Consider the following 16,595-nt stretch of genomic DNA (forward strand, 5'->3'; position numbering starts at 1 on the left):
CGCTGGGTTAAATAATTGAGTCTGCGAAGAAATTAACCGGCAACCCCGGCACCGCGACCCGCATCGAGAAAACGCAGCCCGACAACGGAAACGCGTCCAGCTCAGCCGCGCTGCGGTGGTGGCGGGCACTGGTGAGGTACAGGGTTTGCAGGTCTTCGCCGCCAAAGCAGGGCATGGTGGGGCATTGCACCGGCGTTTCAAACTCGGCCAACAGCGTGCCATCGGGGGCAAACTGGCAAACCCGGCGGCCCTCGAACATCGCCACAAAGTAGTTGCCCTGCACGTCGACGGCGGCCCCATCGGGGCGGCCCCGGTAGTCGCCGTTGTCGGGGGCTGGGACAAACTGCCAGCCGGCGGGCTTGGGCGCGAACCGGGCAAAGGTGCGCTGCGCCGTCATGGTGGCGCTGTCCGCATCAAAGTCCCAGGCGTAAACCTGATGGCTAGGCGTGTCGACCCAGAACAGGGTGCGCCCATCCGGGCTCCAGGCCAGGCCGTTGGCGGTGGTGGCGGGCAGGGTTGCAGGGCCAATCTTGCACTCGACCTGCGCTGTGCCAGAGCGGCAGTCCAGCGAATACAAAGCGGCGTTGCGTGCCTGCCGCGTTTCGTCGATGGTGCCGACCCAGAAGCGTCCGAGTGCGTCGCACTTGCCATCGTTGGCGCGCATGTGGGTCGGGTCGTAGTCGAGCGTGGCGATGCGTTGCAGCGGCCCTTGCCAGTCGCGCGCCCGAAACACGCCGTCTCGCAGGGCAATGACCAAGCCGCCGCTGGCGGCTGGGGCCATGCAGCCGGGCTCGCTGGGCAGGTCCCAGGTCTCGACCGTGCCCATGTAAACATTGGCGCGCTGGATTTTTTTGCCCGAGATATCCACCCAGTAGAGCATTTGCTCCGTCGGGTGCCAAAACGGGGACTCGCCCAGTTCACAAGGCTGGGTGGTGACGGTTTGCCAATTCATGCAGGTTCAGGCCGGGTGGTTTATTTTGTGAACAAACGCCAGTGCCACGCGCGGCGAGGCGTTCAGCAGTTGAGCGATGTCGGTGATGTCATCGGGGATGGCCGGGTTATCCCAGCCGTGCATGGTGTGACGTGCCAGGCGCACGGCCAGCAAAACATTGAGCACGGCAGGGTGCCTTGAGTGTTTGCCGTCGCTGATGCGGATCAGCAACTCGGGCAGGTGGTAGAACTTCATCAACTCGTGACTCAACTCGTTGAGTTCGCAGTTGTAAACAAAGCGCTGCAAACTGGCCGTGCGCAGGGTTGGATTGGCGTGCTGCATGGCCCGGATTTCGAGTTGCATGGTGGGCGCGTGGCACCACATCAGCATTTCGGCAAAGTCGTACAAGGCGGCAGCCACCCGGATGACACCGACGTCGAGGTCGCCCCGGTGCACCGCAAATCCCATGGCAAATTGCCCGGCGCGGTCGGATCGGGTGAGCAAGTCATGCAGTCCGGCCAACGCCCGCGGCTGTTGCGCAAGTTGCGCTTCTACGGTGGGCTGCAGGCCAAAGTTTCTGAAAAAAGGCGCAATCCCCATCATTACCAGAGAACTGGTGATCGACTCAACCTCGGTGGTGTCGCCGGGCCGGCGTTTGGCAGATACATAGGCCAGCACTTTGAGGGTCATGAGCGGATCGCGCTCGATCACTTCGCTGAGCATGCCGGCATCCACATCGTCCTCAATGGCGCGCAGGGCTTCAATGGCTTCAGAAGTGGCGGCTAACACCGGAATTTCGGCTTCCTGAAAATAACGGGACCAATCGGTCAGATTGGGCAGTGGCTCGGTCAGGTAGGGCACCGTGACGGGCACAACAATTGGCTCCAGCGGCATAGGCACTGTCGGTACATCGTCAGGATCGGGTTGCTCAGGCAGAGGGTCGGAATTTTGCATGGCAGGCAGTATCTTCGCAGCCGTGAGACAGGTCAAGGCCCGCTGCCGATTGAGACAAAAAAAGCCCACCGAAGCCAGAAGCTTGGGTGGGCTGAACTCTCAAGGAAAAATTAACGGTTGTAGGCAGTCTCGCCGTGGGATGTGATGTCGAGGCCTTCGCGCTCGTCTTCTTCGCTCACACGCAGACCAATGGTCAGGTCCACCACCTTGAAGGCGATGAACGACACCACGCCGGACCAGACCACGGTGGTCAACACCGCTTTGGCTTGGACCCAGACTTGCGATGCGATGGAGTAGTCGGCACTGGTCACCATGGAAGCGGTCACCCAGTCTGCCACGTAGCCAGGACCACCCAAGGCGGGCGAGTTGAACACCCCGGTCAACAGGGCACCGACGATACCGCCGATACCGTGCACACCAAACACATCCAATGAGTCATCGGCTTTCAGAATTTTCTTCAGGCCGTTAACACCCCACAGGCAGGCAAAGCCGCCGACTGCACCAATGATCAAGGCACCACCGATGCCGACGTTACCTGCGGCTGGCGTGATCGCCACCAAGCCCGCTACTGCACCGGATGCGCCACCCAGCATGGAGGCTTTGCCGCGCATCAGCGCTTCACCGAGGCACCAGGCCAGCACAGCCGCTGCTGTTGCAGCAAAGGTATTGATGAAGGCCAGTGCTGCAAAACCGTTGGCTTCGAGGGCCGAGCCGGCGTTGAAACCGAACCAACCCACCCACAACAGGGAGGCACCCACCATCGTCATCGTCAGGCTGTGAGGGGCCATGGCTTCCTTGCCGTAACCGATCCGCTTGCCGACCATGAAGGCGCCGACCAAACCAGCGACCGCTGCATTGATGTGCACTACCGTGCCGCCGGCAAAGTCCAGCGCACCGGACTGCCACAGGTAACCGCCCTTGGCGTTCATCGCGTCAACCAAGTCTTTGGTGCCGTAAGCGTCAGGTCCCATCCAGAACCAGACCATGTGGGCAATCGGGGCGTAGCTGAAGGTGAACCACAGGACCATGAACATCAACACAGCCGAGAACTTCATGCGTTCAGCAAAAGCACCGACGATCAGGGCACAGGTGATACCGGCGAACGTAGCCTGGAAGGCGGCAAACACGATCTCGGGAATCACAACGCCCTTGCTAAAGGTGGCTGCGTTGGCAAAGGTGCCAGCTGCGTTATCCCAGATGCCCTTCATGAAGAGTCGGTCAAAGCCGCCGATGAAGGCGTTGCCTTCCGTGAATGCCAGACTGTAGCCATACAGGAACCACAGCACGACGATCAGGGAGAACGTCACCAACACCTGCATCAGGACGGACAGCATGTTCTTGGAGCGAACCAGGCCACCGTAGAACAATGCCAAGCCAGGCACCGTCATCAGGATGACAAGCAAGGTGGAGACCATCATCCAGGCGGTATCGCCCTTGTTGGGGACGGGGGCCGAGGCAGCAGCGGCAGGTGCCGAGGCGGTCACCGCTGCCGCAGCGGCTGCAGGTGCCGCGGCTGGCGCAGCCGCTTCAGTGGGCTTGGTTTCAGCAGAGGCGGACGCAGCAGGCGCCGAGGCAGTCGGCGCAGCGGCAGGAGTTTCTGCCAGTGCGGCAACGCCGCCTGTCAAAAGACTCAGGCCCAGCGCGAGGGAGGCAAGTAGTTTTTTCATGTGGATGTTCTCGTGTCAGTGTTGCGAGGGCGTTACAGCGCTTCTTTGCCGGTTTCACCGGTGCGGATGCGAACGACTTGTTCAAGGTTGTAGACAAAGATCTTGCCGTCGCCGATCTTGCCGGTGCGGGCCGCACCTTCGATCGCTTCGATGACCTGGTCGACCAGGGGATCGTCAATGGCGGCTTCGATCTTCACCTTGGGCAAAAAGTCGACCACGTACTCAGCGCCGCGGTACAGCTCGGTGTGGCCTTTTTGACGGCCAAAACCCTTGACTTCAGTCACGGTGATGCCCTGCACGCCGATGGCCGAGAGTGCTTCACGCACTTCGTCCAGCTTGAAGGGTTTGATGATGGCGGTAACGAGTTTCATGATTTCTCCTTGGAATGGAAATGTTCGGGGGTGGGCAGCGAATTCAGGTTCATCAGCGTCTCCAACAAAGTTATCGGACGAACGTTTAAAGCATGCTTCATGCCAGCCTCATTTTTCATAAGGAATTAGCTCGTGGTGTGAGCACATATGGCTTGCGGTAAGATGGCTGTATAAAAAAACAGGTGGCACTGTCTTGGTGCAATCGTGTTGGGTGCAGGTTCTTTTTGCGCACCCTTTTAAGGAAGAATGATCATGAGTTTGTCTTTGGTGCAAAGTCGTGCCTTGCTGGGTCTGGATGCCACCGCTGTCACGGTCGAAGTTCATCTGGCCAACGGGCTTCCCAGTTTTACCCTTGTTGGTTTGGCCGATGTGGAAGTCAAGGAAGCCCGCGAGCGGGTGCGTTGCGCGATCCAGAACTCAGGGCTCGAATTCCCGCATAACAAAAGAATCACGGTCAACCTGGCCCCGGCTGACCTGCCCAAAGACTCTGGCCGCTTCGACTTGCCGATTGCGCTGGGCATTCTGGCCGCCAGCGGACAGATCGACGCCAGCAAACTTGCGGGCCACGAATTTGCAGGGGAGTTGTCGCTCTCGGGCGAGTTGCGGCCAGTTCGCGGGGCCTTGGCCATGAGCCTGGCCCTGCACGCGGGCCGGGTCGTGACGCAACTGGTGCTGCCCCCTGACAGCGCCGAAGAAGCCGCCCTGGTGCCTGATGCGCAGGTGTACCGGGCTCAGCATCTGTTGGACGTGGTGCAGCACTTTTTGCCACAAACCGCCGATACCCCGCCTCCCGAACCCTCGCTGGGTTGGTCGCGTGTGATGACCGCGCCCCGGTGTCAAGACGCTGTTTATCCTGATTTGGCCGATGTCAAAGGCCAGTTGGGAGCCAAGCGGGCGCTGGAAATCGCAGCGGCTGGCGGTCATAGCCTGCTGCTGATGGGTCCACCTGGTTCGGGTAAATCGATGTTGGCGCAGCGTTTTGCCGGTTTGTTGCCGGCCATGACCACTGTTGAGGCGCTGCAAAGCGCTGCGGTGGCGAGTCTGGGTGGGCGTTTTTCGTTGGACCGCTGGGCGCAGCGCCCGACTTGTAGTCCGCACCACACCGCCAGCGCTGTGGCGCTGGTCGGTGGTGGCTCACCCCCACGTCCAGGAGAAATATCGCTGGCGCACCATGGCGTTTTATTTCTTGACGAATTGCCTGAATTTCCAAGGGCCGCTTTGGAGGCGCTGCGTGAGCCCTTGGAGTCGGGCACCATCACCATTTCACGCGCAGCGCGGCGGGCCGAGTTCCCGGCTCGTTTTCAACTGATCGGCGCCATGAATCCTTGTCCCTGTGGTTACCTTGGTTCCGTGCAGCAAGCCTGCCGTTGTACGCCTGATCAAATTTCGCGTTACCAGGGCAAGCTGAGTGGCCCGCTGATTGACCGTATCGATCTGCATGTGGAAGTGCCGGCCATGCCACCGACCGATTTGATGCTGGCGCAGGCCGGTGAATCAACAGCGGCCATTCGGGCCCGCTGCACGGCGGCCCGTGAGCGCGCCATGGTGCGCCAAGGCAAGTCCAATCAGGCCTTGCAGGGTCAGGAAATTGATACCCATGTGTTGCTGGATGAGGCTGCGACCAAGTTTTTGAATGTGGCCGCCACCCGCCTGGGTTGGTCCGCCCGAAGTACGCACCGTGCATTGAAGGTGGCACGCACTATCGCCGATCTGGCCGGTGCCCACAACACCCAAGTTGGCCATGTGGCTGAAGCGATGCAATACCGGCGCGCACTACGCGGCGCAGGTTCTGCGTAAACCCGGCGCTAAGTGCTTACCGGCTCAAGCGATTGGGGCGAGATTTTTGGGCGGCTGGCAGCAAGCCCACGAACATATCGGTGATAGGGGAAATGCGCGCATGGGCCACAGACTCACCTTGCAAACTGGCCATCAGGGTAAGCACATCCGAGCGCAAATACCACAGGGACTGGATATCGGGTGAGTACAGCACTTGGGCCAGCACGCGCGCTGAGCGGCTCTCATTTCCCAGCCCCTCAATGCAGTCGATCATCGCCTGACGGATGTCCTTGACCCGGTTTTCTGGGCTCGGCTCATCCACTGAGTCGGAAAACAGACTCATCAGACTAGATGCAAATTTTGATGTTTTCCAACTCATGCTTGGATGACTACTGGTGCTGTGAGGCGCGTGGATTAAAGAAAAGCTATTTGAGCATCAAGCGGGTCAGGCAAACGTTTCAAAGAGTGATGACATGTAACAAGCCCGCCTAAGGGTTATCGTACGGCCTGGTGCAAAGTGTTGCCTTCAATGATCACTTTGACGCCCACCGAGGCGGGCGTGGCTTGCTCCAGTGTGCGGGTGCTGCCATCTTCCATGTGCACCTGAACTTCGTAGACCGTTTCTTTCTTCATCTTTTTCTCAACCGTGTTGCCGGCAAAACCGCCGCCCACCGCGCCCAGAATGGTGGCCAGGGCTTTGCCATTGCCGTTGCCAATCTGGTTGCCGACCACGGCACCCAAGACGCCGCCTGCAATCGCGCCACCACCGCCAGCGGTGCCGTCACGTTGGATTGGGGTGACGGACTCCACCGTGCCGCAGTTGGCGCAAATCGGTTTGATCACGGGCGCAGCAGGATGATTGACCGCTTCGTTGGGGTGGACGGAGTTGGCCGCCGTGCCTGCGGGGGGGGGCGGGCTCATCGGCGTGGTGCTATGGTTTGCTATCGATTTTGAAGCTGTTACGGCATGTCGAACGGGGGCTGCAGGTGGTTTTGGTGCAACAGCCTTGACGCTTTCAATCGGCAATGCCGCCGATACCTTGGGTTCAGGCGTCGGCGCAAGGACGGGCAGTGGTGTGACACTGGCGGCTGCCATGGGCGCTGACACGGTGGCATCAAGCGTCGCTAACTTGGGCTCTTCGGTCCGGGTCTGCATACGGATCAGGGTGGCGCCCATCGCCAGCACGGCAATACCGAGGACGCCCACGGCGGCCCACAGGGGTTTGTTGACGTTTGATGCAGTTTTAAGCGGTTCGACAGGCATGTTCATAGGAGTTTCCTTGGCAAAGACCCGCAGTGGGTCTGAAAATTGGAGGTGAAAAATTGGCTCTCCCTGCGTAACGGCTGAGAGTCACTTAAGTAAACACAAGGCGTGAAAATGCCCTGTGAAGTTTGTAACCGGGCGTTATCGCGGGCGCTTGCGAATGTGCAAGCCCCGTGCAAGTGGTTACAAGTTGGGCGCCAACAAGCGCTGCAGCGCTTGGCTCTCCATGTGGCGTCGGGCGGCCAGGTCTTTGAGTTGGTCTTCACCAATCTTGCCGACGCTGAAATAGGTGCTGTCAGGGTGCGCCAGATAAAAGCCGCTCACGCTCGCGGCCGGTGTCATGGCCAGACTCTCGGTCAGGCCCATGCCGATGTCTTCGCACTGCAGCAAGTCAAACATGGCTTGTTTGGCGCTGTGGTCTGGGCAGGCCGGGTAGCCGGGCGCAGGGCGAATACCCTGGTATTTTTCGGCAATCAGCGCCTCGGGCGTTAACGCTTCGCTGGGCGCGTAGCCCCACAAATCGGTTCGCACGCGGTGGTGCAGGTACTCGGCAAACGCCTCGGCCAAGCGGTCCGCCAGCGACTTGAGCAAGATGGCGGAGTAGTCGTCGTGGGCGGATTCAAACAGCTTTTCGCGTTTGTCCACGCCGATGCCGGCGGTGACCGCGAAGACGCCCACGTAGTCCGCAATGTTCAAGGCTTTTAGGCCTGTAGCCCCCGTCGATTCTGCGTGAGTAGCTGCATTATTTATAGCATCCGACTTGGGCGCCACAAAATCGGCCAGGCAGCGACTCGGGCGCATCACGCCGTCAATCACCTGTTTTTCGGTTTGCTGGCGCAGGCCGTACCAGGTCATGGCGACCTCGGTGCGGCTTTCGTCGGTGTACAGCTCAATGTCGTCATCGTTGACCGAATTGGCGGGGTACAAGCCGATCACGCCATTGGCGGTGAGCCAGCGGCCTTCGATCAATTTCTTGAGCATGGCCTGCCCATCGGCATAGACCTTGGTGGCTTCAACGCCGACGACTTCGTCTTTGAGGATGGCAGGAAACGGACCGGCCAGGTCCCAGGTCTGGAAGAACGGACCCCAGTCGATGAATTTGGCCAACTCGCCCAAATCAAAATTCTTGAACACCCGGCGGCCGATGAATTTGGGTTTGGTGGCGGTGTATTGGGTCCAGTCCACCGGTGTTTTGTTGGCGCGGGCTTTGGCCAGCGGCCACATCGGGGTCTGCTTTTTATTGGCGTGCAGTTGGCGCACGTGTTCGTAATCGGCGTTGAGTTCCGTCACGTATTTCTCGGCCTGCTCACCCAACAGCCCTTGCGCCACGCCCACACCGCGCGAGGCATCCGGCACATAAACAACAGGGCCGTCGTAATGCGGCGCAATCTTGACGGCGGTGTGCACGCGCGAGGTGGTGGCGCCGCCAATCATCAGCGGCAGCTTGCGCAGGCGAAAGTAATCGTCCTTTTGCATCTCGGCGGCCACGTACTGCATCTCTTCCAGACTCGGTGTGATCAGGCCCGACAGGCCGATGATGTCGGCACCCTCGGCCTTGGCACGCGCCAGAATTTCGTGACACGGCACCATCACGCCCATGTTGACCACGTCAAAGTTATTGCATTGCAGCACCACGGTGACGATGTTTTTGCCAATGTCGTGCACATCGCCCTTGACCGTGGCAATGATGATCTTGCCCTTGGTTTTGACGTCGCGCCCAGCGGCTTCATCGAGTCGCTTTTCTTCTTCAATGTACGGAATCAGGTGCGCCACGGCTTGTTTCATCACGCGGGCGCTTTTCACCACCTGAGGCAAAAACATCTTGCCTTGGCCGAACAAGTCGCCCACCACGTTCATGCCGGCCATCAGCGGGCCTTCAATCACATGCAGCGGTCGGCCGCCCTTGGCCAGCACGGCTTGGTAGGCTTCTTCGGTGTCTTCGGTGATGAAATCGGTGACCCCATGCACCATCGCGTGGCTCAGACGCTGCTCGACGGTAGCTGGATGGTCTGGCGTGCCGCGCCAGGCCAGCTTGGTGGTTTCGTCCTTGGCCGCACCCTTGGCGCTGTCGGCAATCTCGACCAAGCGCTCACCGGCGTCGGGGCGGCGGTTCAGCACCACATCTTCGACGCGCTCGCGCAGGATGGGCTCCAGGTCGTCATAAACGCCGACCATGCCCGCGTTGACGATGCCCATGTCCATACCGGCCTTGATCGCGTGGTACAAAAACACGGTGTGAATCGCCTCGCGCACCGGGTCGTTGCCCCGGAAGCTGAACGACACGTTCGACACGCCGCCCGACACCTTCGCGCCCGGCAAGTTGGCCTTGATCCAGCGCGTGGCGTTGATGAAATCGACCGCGTAGTTGTTGTGTTCTTCGATGCCGGTGGCAATGGCGAAGATGTTGGGGTCAAAAATGATGTCTTCTGCGGGGAAGCCCACCTCGTCCACCAGAATGCGGTAGGCCCGCTCGCAAATCTCAATTTTGCGCTGGTAGGTGTCGGCCTGGCCCTGTTCGTCAAACGCCATCACCACGGCCGCCGCGCCATAGCGGCGCAGCAGTTTGGCGTGGTGTTTGAAAGCGTCCACGCCTTCCTTCATGCTGATCGAGTTGACCACCGCTTTGCCCTGCACACAGCGCAACCCGGCCTCGATCACGCTCCATTTGCTGGAGTCAATCATCACCGGCACGCGCGAAATATCGGGCTCGGAGGCCATCAGGTTCAAGAAGCGCACCATGGCCGCCTGGCTGTCGAGCATCGCCTCGTCCATGTTGACGTCGATGATCTGGGCGCCGTTTTCCACTTGCTGGCGCGCCACTGACAGCGCCTGCTCATACTCGCCGTTCAAAATCATGCGGGCGAAGGCTTTGGAGCCGGTCACGTTGGTGCGCTCGCCAATGTTGACGAAGGTGGCGCTGGGGGCATTGCCTTCAGCACGGTCTTCGGCTGAGTAGACGGCACCAATGGTCACCGGCTCCAGACCGGATAATTTCATGGGGGGAACAATAATTTCAGACATGCGTCTCACCTGTGGATTTCAAAAAGCAGGTGAGCGTCGTTGGGAACTCCAAGCCTGACAGGCCGTGTGACCCGCTGCAACGCTCCTTGGAAGGGTTGGATTTTAAGGGCTTTGCGAGGGGGTCATGAGAGTCGAGTGTGCTGGTTTTTCATTTGCTATATAAATAATAGCTACTGGGGCAGGATGCATCTGCGCTACGTGTCAAAAAGTGCATGAACGTCCACAAATCGATGTTCAAATAAACTTGAGCTGATTCCTGTGTAAAGGCCTTTCATCAACTCTTGGGCGCAGCGGCATGAAGCAATTTGAATTCCGGCTCAATATTACGGAACAACAGTACCTGAACTACTACCGGGGGTCGGTCAAACAAGTCATTGTCAGGAGCACCACTGGCGCAACGATTCAGTTCCCAGCCTCGCTGCTCACAAAGTTTGTAACTTCTGGCGGGGTCCAAGGTCACTTTATGCTGACTTGCGACGAGGCACACAAAGGGTCTGAAGTCCGACGGTTGGACTAATCATTCAGCCATAATTTCTCAATCAACTCTGCGACAGCGCAAGCATGACTCTCTCATTTCGTCTGATTTGCTTATGTTCTTTCTTGACTCTAGGGCTGCCATTCAATAGCCATGCCCAGGGTCCGGAAAAATGCGCCTCATCGATCGTTCAAGTAAAAGACTTGCTGAATGATCAGGCGTTCTCTTTAAAGTGGGAAGAGACCACGATGGATGATGGAAAACCCCTTAAAGTGACTATTGCCGAAAAAAACGGAGTTCTTTCCTTGGAGTTCATCAAAACGACAAAAGGTCTTTGGGCGGATATTTCTGGCGTGATTTGCAAAACGGACAAGGTGATAGAAATCAGATTTACCGCAGAGCAGATTCGCTTTGGGCCGGCGGCAAGTTGGGTGCTGCGCTTTGCGTTGAGCAACGGCGGAAAATTCACATTGACAAAAATCGGAGAAAAACAGTTGCAAGTGGCGACGACGGGATGGAGCGGTATTTTTTCTCCGGTGGTCAATGAGTGATTGACCTTCATAGGCCGGAACACGTTCGCACAATGGCTCGTTGGCAACAATAGCCGCGCCAACCCGCCGCGACGGTGCAAAGTTCCGTTCAGTTCCCCAGCCAAAGCGCCGGACTGCGCTGGTGCTGCACGCAGGCCAGAACCGAGACGCGTTGCTCGCTCAATAGCTCAAAATGCAGCGCATAAGGGAAGCGCCGCAGCCAGATGCGGCGAAAGCGGCCCCGGCTTGGTGGAAAGGCTTGCGGGTTGCGAGTCAACTGTTCTTCAATCGCCGCCACGACCCGCAAAAAATCGCCGCCCAAACCATAGGATTGCTGTTCATGCGCAGCAAAAGCCTGGGCAATCTCGGCCAGCGCAGCGGCTTCAAAAATGACCTGCCAGGTCACAGGCTCACGCCCAGCGCTTGGGCAATTTGCGCCAGGCCCTTGCCTTGGGCTGGATGACTGTCACGCCAGACGGCGCGGCGTTCCAGTTCGTCCAGCACGTCGGGCCGGGTTTCCATGCCGGTCTCTGCGGCAAACTCATCCCACAGGTCTTCCACCAACTGCAGGCGCTCGAACCGGCCCAGATGGGCCACCGGTTGCAGGTTGGGTTTCACGCCGCTTCTTTGTAAAAGTACGACTTCTGCAGCACGCGCCCGGCCAGCGGTTTCACGGCGTCGCTGATCGCGCCAATGTGCTCCGGCGTGGTGCCGCAACAGCCGCCCACGATGTTGACCAGACCTTCGGCAGCAAACTCGTGCAGCAGACGGCTGGTGTCGGCGGGGGTTTCGTCAAAGCCGGTGTCGCTCATCGGGTTGGGCAGGCCGGCGTTGGGGTAGCAGCTGATGAAGGTGTCGGGCGCGACGCGGGCCAGTTCCTGAATGTAAGGGCGCATCAAGGTGGCGCCCAAAGCGCAGTTCAGGCCGATGGCCAGCGGCTGGGCGTGGCGCACGCTGTACCAGAAGGCTGTGACGGTCTGGCCGCTCAAAATACGCCCGGACGCGTCGGTCACGGTGCCGCTGATGATGATCGGCAGGCGTTCGCCCGAGGCTTCAAAGTATTCGTCGATGGCAAACAGGGCGGCTTTGGCGTTGAGCGTGTCAAAAATGGTTTCCACCAGCAGCACGTCGGCGCCGCCTTCGACCAAGGCTTTGGTCTGGTCGTAATAAGCCGCGCGCAACTGTTCAAACGTCACGTTGCGGGCGCCGGGGTCGTTCACATCGGGGCTGATGCTGGCGGTTTTGGGCGTGGGGCCGAGGGCGCCCAGCACAAAGCGCGGTTTGTCGGGGGTCGAAAATTTGTCGCAGGCGGCGCGGGCCAGTTTTGCCGATTCCAGGTTCATCTCATAGGCCAGGTCGGCCATGTCGTAATCGGCCTGGGCGACAGTGGTGGCGCCAAAGGTGTTGGTCTCAATCATGTCGGCCCCGGCGGCCAGATAACGTTCGTGGATGCTGCTGATCACGTCTGGGCGCGTCAGCGAGAGCAACTCGTTGTTGCCTTTCACATCTTTGTGGAAATCCTTGAAGCGCTCGCCCCGGTACTGGGCTTCGTCGAGCTTGAAGCGCTGGATCATGGTGCCCATGGCGCCGTCCAGAATCATGATGCGGTGGGACAAAATGTCTGGCAGGGCTTGGGCGCGGGTGTAGTGGAGTGCTTTCATAGGTCGGTATTGTAGAAAGCCGGAACCGGTTGCGGCCAGCCCCCGGCCCAAAAACCCCGGACAATAGCGGCATGAAACACCTGCTTCCAAAAGAAACCTGGGCGCTGATCCAGCAACAACCCGATGTGCTGTTCCTTGATGTGCGCATGGAGATCGAGTCCCAGTACGTGGGGCGCCCACCCGGCGTGGTCAATATTCCCTGGTACGACTGCCCTGATTTCAAACCCAACCCGGCCGCGTTTGTGCAGGCGGTGGAAAAAATCGCCAAGAGCAAAGACCAACCGGTGGTGCTGATTTGTCGCAGCGGCCTGCGCTCGGTGGATGGTGGCCGGGTGCTGGAGCAAGCCGGCTTCAGCCAGGTCATCAATGTGCTGGACGGTTTTGAGGGTGAGTTGGACGACAACGACCAACGCGGCACCGAAAGCGGTTGGCGCTTTGACGGTCTTCCCTGGACCCAGACTTAATCGGTGTTTTTAAGGTAAATAGGCCTCTAGCCCCCGTGTTATCTGCGTAAGCAGCTATTAATAATATAGCGTAAGATTTTGTCAATTCATCTCATTCTTCAAGAAGTCTTTGGCTACGGCGCGTTCCGTGGTCCCCAGCAAGCCATCATCGAACACGTGGTGGTCGGCGGCGATGCGCTGGTGCTGATGCCCACCGGCGGCGGTAAATCGCTGTGCTACCAGATCCCGGCGATTGCGCGTGAGCAGGCCGGGCAGGGCATCACGGTGGTGATTTCGCCGCTGATCGCGCTGATGCACGACCAGGTTGGCGCGTTGCACGAGGCCGGGGTGAGTGCCGAGTATTTGAACTCGACACTGTCGTATGAGCAGGCCTTGCAGATCGAGAAACGCCTGCTGCGCGGCGACATCACCCTCTTGTATGCGGCACCGGAGCGGGTCACCAACCCCCGTTTTCTGGAACAGCTTGACTCTTTGTACGCGCGGGGCAAGTTGAGCCTGTTTGCCATCGACGAGGCGCATTGTGTCAGTCAGTGGGGCCACGACTTCCGGCCCGAGTACCGGGCCTTGTCGGTGCTGCACGAGCGCTATGGCAACGTGCCGCGCATCGCGCTCACCGCCACCGCCGATGCGCTGACCCGCGCCGACATCGTGGAGCGCCTGCAGTTGCAGGATGCGCGCCTGTTCATCAGCAGTTTCGACCGGCCCAACATCAGCTACACCATCGTCGAGAAGACGCAGGCCACGCAGCAGTTGCTGCGCTTTATCATGAACGAACACATGGGCGAAGCAGGCATCGTCTATTGCCAGTCGCGCAAGCGGGTAGAAGACATTGCCAATGTGTTGTGCGAAGAAGGCATTGCCGCCTTGCCCTACCACGCCGGGCTGGACGTGAAGGTGCGCCAAGCGAATCAGGACCAGTTTCTGCGCAGCGAAGGCATTGTGATGGTGGCCACCATTGCCTTCGGCATGGGCATCGACAAGCCCGATGTGCGTTTTGTGGCGCACCTGGACATGCCCAAAAACATTGAAGGTTATTACCAGGAAACCGGCCGTGCCGGGCGCGATGGCGAGGCCGCCGACGCCTGGATGTGCTACGGCCTGCAAGACGTGGTGAACCAGCGCCGCATGATCGACGAGAGCCCGGCCGGTGAAGAATTCAAGCAAGGGCTGCGCGGCAAACTCGACGCGCTGCTGGGCCTGAGCGAGGCCACCGATTGCCGCCGCGTGCGCTTGCTGCACTACTTTGGCGAAGATTACGGTGGGGGGGGGGCCGCACACGAAGTGGCCAGCGTGGGGGCGCGTTGCGGCAATTGCGACAACTGCCTGCACCCGCCCGCGGTATGGGACGGCACCGAGGCGGCCCGCAAACTGCTCAGCACCATCTACCGAGTGCAGCAAATGGGGGGCAGCTATGGCGCTGTGCACATCATGGATATTTTGCGCGGCAAAGCCACCGAAAAAGTGCTTCAGCGCGGACACGAAACCCTGAGCACCTTTGGCATTGGCGCCGATTTGAGCGAGCAGCAGTTGCGCGGCGTGCTGCGCCAGTTGATTGCGATCGACGCCGTGGCCGTCAATGCCGAAGCGTTCAACACCCTGCAACTCACCGACGCCTCGCGCGCCGTGCTCAAGGGCGAAGTGCCGGTGCAGTTGCGCGCCTCGGTCTCGACGCCGACCGAGCGCAAATCCAAACGCAGCAGCCACTCCAGCGTGGCTCCCAAAGTGCCCGCGTCACTCGATGCCGAAGGGCAGGAGCGCTATGTGGCCCTGAAAGCCTGGCGCGCCGAAGTGGCCAAGGAGCACAACCTGCCGGCCTATGTGATCTTTCACGATGCCACGCTGGCGGCAATTGCCCAACGCGCTCCGCAGTCGCTCGATGACCTGCAAGGCATCACCGGCATCGGCGCGAAAAAGCTCGAAGCCTATGGGCAGGATGTACTGCGGGTGGTCGAGCAGGTTTAGGTGTTTTTGGGCTCTAGCCCCCGTGTTGCTTGCGTAAGCAGCTATTAAATAAATAGCGTATGACGGTTCAGCGTCCGAGCACCGGGAATAGTTTGATCAGCCCATCGGACATCACTTCGACCGCCAGCGCCGCCAGAATCAGGCCCATCAGGCGCGTCATGACGTTGATGCCGGTTTTGCCCAGCACGCGGGCAATCGGTTGCGCCAGCGAAAAGCACACGGCGGTGGCCAGCGCAATGACCACGCCGTAGCCCACCAACGTCGTCAGTTGCAGAATGGTTTTGGCCTTGTCGGCATAAATCACGACCGTGGACATGGTGGCCGGACCGGTCAGCAGCGGAATGGTGAGCGGCACCACCGCAATGCTGGCGCGGGCGGCGGCGTCGTGCATTTCTTCTTCGTTGGACTTGGCCTCGGCCGGTTGCGCGTTCAGCATCGCCAGCGCCGAGGTCAGCAGCAGCATGCCGCCACCGACCTGAAAACTGGCCAGCGAGATGCCAAAAAACGCCAGAATGTGCAGCCCCATCAGCGCGCTGATGGCAATCACCACAAACGTGCTGAAGGACGCAATCAGGATCGTGCGGCGGCGTTGCTCGCTGGTGAAGTCTTGCGTGTAGTGGATGAAAAACGGAACGATGGCCAACGGGTTGACGATGGCCAGCAGAGTGACGAGTGGTTTGAAATCCATCGCAGGATTTTAGAGGTCAATCCAACTCAATCAGCAAATCCTTGGCGTTGATCGTCTCACCGGGGCGCACATGCACCGACTTGACCGTGGCGTCGCGCTCGGCAGTGAGCTGGGTTTCCATCTTCATCGCCTCCATCGACAACAGCGGGTCGCCCTTGGCTACCTTTTGTCCGACCTTCACTGCCACCGTCACCACCATGCCCGGCATTGGCGCGCCCACGTGCTTGGGGTTGCCCTCTTCGGCCTTGGCTTTGGCGTGGCCGGTGCCGACCAGCCCGGCCTTGGGCACGCGCACCGTGCGCGGTTGGCCGTTGAGCTCAAAGAACACCTTGATCTTGCCTTCTTCGTCCACCGTGTCAGAGCGCCCGGTCTGGCGCACCACCAGCGTCTTGCCCTTGTCGATGTCAATCGAAATTTCTTCGCGGTCGAGCAGGCCGTAGAAGAACGGCGAGGTCGGCAGTAAGGAAACATCGCTGAACTCGCGGCGGTGCTCGGCGTAGTCCTTGAATACTTTGGGGTACATCAGGTACGACGCCAGATCGGTGTCGCTGACCTTGCGGCCAATCGCATGCTCGGCCTCCAGCCGCTTGGCCTCCAGATCAACCGGCGCCAGGTGGTCACCGGCGCGGCCCTGCATCGGCGCCTCGCCGCGCAGCACCTTGCTCTCCAGCGCTTTGGGGAAGCCGTCCGGCGGAAAGCCCAGTTCGCCCTTGAACAGCGACACCACTGATTCGGGGAAGTCAATGTCCCGCGCCGGGTTGCTCACATCGGCCGGTTTCAGGTCGTTGACGACCATGAACAGCGCCAGGTCGCCCACCACCTTGGAGGTCGG

16 protein-coding genes and 1 riboswitch are annotated in these 16,595 nt (G+C 59.8%); of the genes, 4 read left to right on the forward strand and 12 right to left on the reverse strand.

Translation table 11 applies throughout. The annotated features are described in order from the left end of the window. Positions 1 to 7: 7 nt before the first annotated feature. The 4 genes from WCG50_RS07415 to glnK form a co-directional block, all read right to left on the reverse strand. Positions 8 to 952, reverse strand: a complete 945-nt coding sequence (locus WCG50_RS07415) for an SMP-30/gluconolactonase/LRE family protein (RefSeq protein WP_336898950.1) — start codon at positions 950 to 952, stop codon at positions 8 to 10. Positions 953 to 958: 6 nt separating this feature from the next. After that, a complete protein-coding gene (locus tag WCG50_RS07420) occupies positions 959 to 1,885 on the reverse strand; it encodes an HDOD domain-containing protein (RefSeq protein ID WP_336898951.1) in 927 nt (308 codons plus the stop codon). 110 nt (positions 1,886 to 1,995) lie between these two features. Next, positions 1,996 to 3,552: an ammonium transporter gene (gene amt / locus WCG50_RS07425; RefSeq protein WP_336898952.1), complete on the reverse strand. Its 1,557-nt coding sequence runs from the start codon at positions 3,550 to 3,552 to the stop codon at positions 1,996 to 1,998. A gap of 32 nt (positions 3,553 to 3,584) precedes the next feature. Continuing rightward, positions 3,585 to 3,923: a P-II family nitrogen regulator gene (gene glnK, locus WCG50_RS07430; RefSeq protein ID WP_336898953.1), complete on the reverse strand. Its 339-nt coding sequence runs from the start codon at positions 3,921 to 3,923 to the stop codon at positions 3,585 to 3,587. A gap of 252 nt (positions 3,924 to 4,175) precedes the next feature. Between glnK and WCG50_RS07435 the strand changes: the two genes are divergently transcribed. After that, entirely contained in the window at positions 4,176 to 5,720 is a 1,545-nt protein-coding gene (locus WCG50_RS07435) for a YifB family Mg chelatase-like AAA ATPase (RefSeq protein ID WP_336898954.1), read from the forward strand. Positions 5,721 to 5,736: 16 nt separating this feature from the next. Here WCG50_RS07435 and WCG50_RS07440 read toward each other — a convergent pair whose 3' ends face one another. The 3 genes from WCG50_RS07440 to metH all read right to left on the reverse strand — a co-directional run bounded on the left by WCG50_RS07440 (position 5,737) and on the right by metH (position 9,983). Next, entirely contained in the window at positions 5,737 to 6,042 is a 306-nt protein-coding gene (locus WCG50_RS07440; RefSeq protein WP_336898955.1) for a hypothetical protein, read from the reverse strand. 152 nt (positions 6,043 to 6,194) lie between these two features. Then, positions 6,195 to 6,968 carry a glycine zipper 2TM domain-containing protein gene (locus WCG50_RS07445; RefSeq protein WP_336898956.1) on the reverse strand — a complete coding sequence of 258 codons (774 nt, stop codon included), beginning with the start codon at positions 6,966 to 6,968 and terminating at the stop codon, positions 6,195 to 6,197. 177 nt (positions 6,969 to 7,145) lie between these two features. Further along, positions 7,146 to 9,983 (reverse strand): methionine synthase, encoded by a 2,838-nt coding sequence (gene metH, locus WCG50_RS07450; protein WP_336898957.1) that lies wholly within the window; start codon positions 9,981 to 9,983, stop codon positions 7,146 to 7,148. A gap of 24 nt (positions 9,984 to 10,007) precedes the next feature. After that, positions 10,008 to 10,077: riboswitch (S-adenosyl-L-homocysteine riboswitch) on the reverse strand. A 467-nt stretch (positions 10,078 to 10,544) separates the two neighbouring features. Between metH and WCG50_RS07455 the strand changes: the two genes are divergently transcribed. Then, positions 10,545 to 11,009, forward strand: coding sequence for a hypothetical protein (locus WCG50_RS07455; protein WP_336898958.1), 465 nt, complete (start codon positions 10,545 to 10,547; stop codon positions 11,007 to 11,009). Between the two features lie 88 nt (positions 11,010 to 11,097). Here WCG50_RS07455 and WCG50_RS07460 read toward each other — a convergent pair whose 3' ends face one another. Genes WCG50_RS07460 through WCG50_RS07470 form a run of 3 tightly spaced genes read right to left on the reverse strand, consistent with a single transcriptional unit; the run spans position 11,098 to position 12,649 of the window. Then, positions 11,098 to 11,394, reverse strand: a complete 297-nt coding sequence (locus tag WCG50_RS07460; RefSeq protein ID WP_336898959.1) for a hypothetical protein — start codon at positions 11,392 to 11,394, stop codon at positions 11,098 to 11,100. Beyond that, positions 11,391 to 11,606 (reverse strand): addiction module protein, encoded by a 216-nt coding sequence (locus tag WCG50_RS07465; protein WP_336898960.1) that lies wholly within the window; start codon positions 11,604 to 11,606, stop codon positions 11,391 to 11,393. Before WCG50_RS07465 ends, WCG50_RS07460 begins: the two co-directional genes overlap by 4 nt. After that, positions 11,603 to 12,649, reverse strand: a complete 1,047-nt coding sequence (locus WCG50_RS07470) for a homocysteine S-methyltransferase family protein (protein WP_336898961.1) — start codon at positions 12,647 to 12,649, stop codon at positions 11,603 to 11,605. The genes WCG50_RS07465 and WCG50_RS07470 overlap by 4 nt, the downstream gene beginning before the upstream one ends. Positions 12,650 to 12,720: 71 nt before the next feature. On the opposite strand from WCG50_RS07470, the gene WCG50_RS07475 reads away from it, so the two are divergent. Continuing rightward, on the forward strand, positions 12,721 to 13,113 hold the full coding sequence (locus tag WCG50_RS07475) for a rhodanese-like domain-containing protein (protein ID WP_336898962.1): 393 nt from the start codon (positions 12,721 to 12,723) through the stop codon (positions 13,111 to 13,113). Between the two features lie 78 nt (positions 13,114 to 13,191). After that, positions 13,192 to 15,075 carry a DNA helicase RecQ gene (gene recQ / locus WCG50_RS07480; protein ID WP_336898963.1) on the forward strand — a complete coding sequence of 628 codons (1,884 nt, stop codon included), beginning with the start codon at positions 13,192 to 13,194 and terminating at the stop codon, positions 15,073 to 15,075. Positions 15,076 to 15,142: 67 nt separating this feature from the next. On the opposite strand, the gene WCG50_RS07485 is transcribed toward recQ, so the two are convergent. Next, positions 15,143 to 15,763 carry a MarC family protein gene (locus tag WCG50_RS07485; RefSeq protein ID WP_336898964.1) on the reverse strand — a complete coding sequence of 207 codons (621 nt, stop codon included), beginning with the start codon at positions 15,761 to 15,763 and terminating at the stop codon, positions 15,143 to 15,145. Between the two features lie 16 nt (positions 15,764 to 15,779). Next, positions 15,780 to 16,595, reverse strand: an 816-nt coding sequence (locus WCG50_RS07490; protein WP_336898965.1) for a biotin/lipoyl-containing protein, incomplete at its 5' end; no start/stop codon positions are given.

Source organism: Rhodoferax sp., from assembly GCF_037143375.1.
In the GTDB taxonomy this organism is placed as follows: Bacteria; Pseudomonadota; Gammaproteobacteria; order Burkholderiales; family Burkholderiaceae_C; genus Rhodoferax.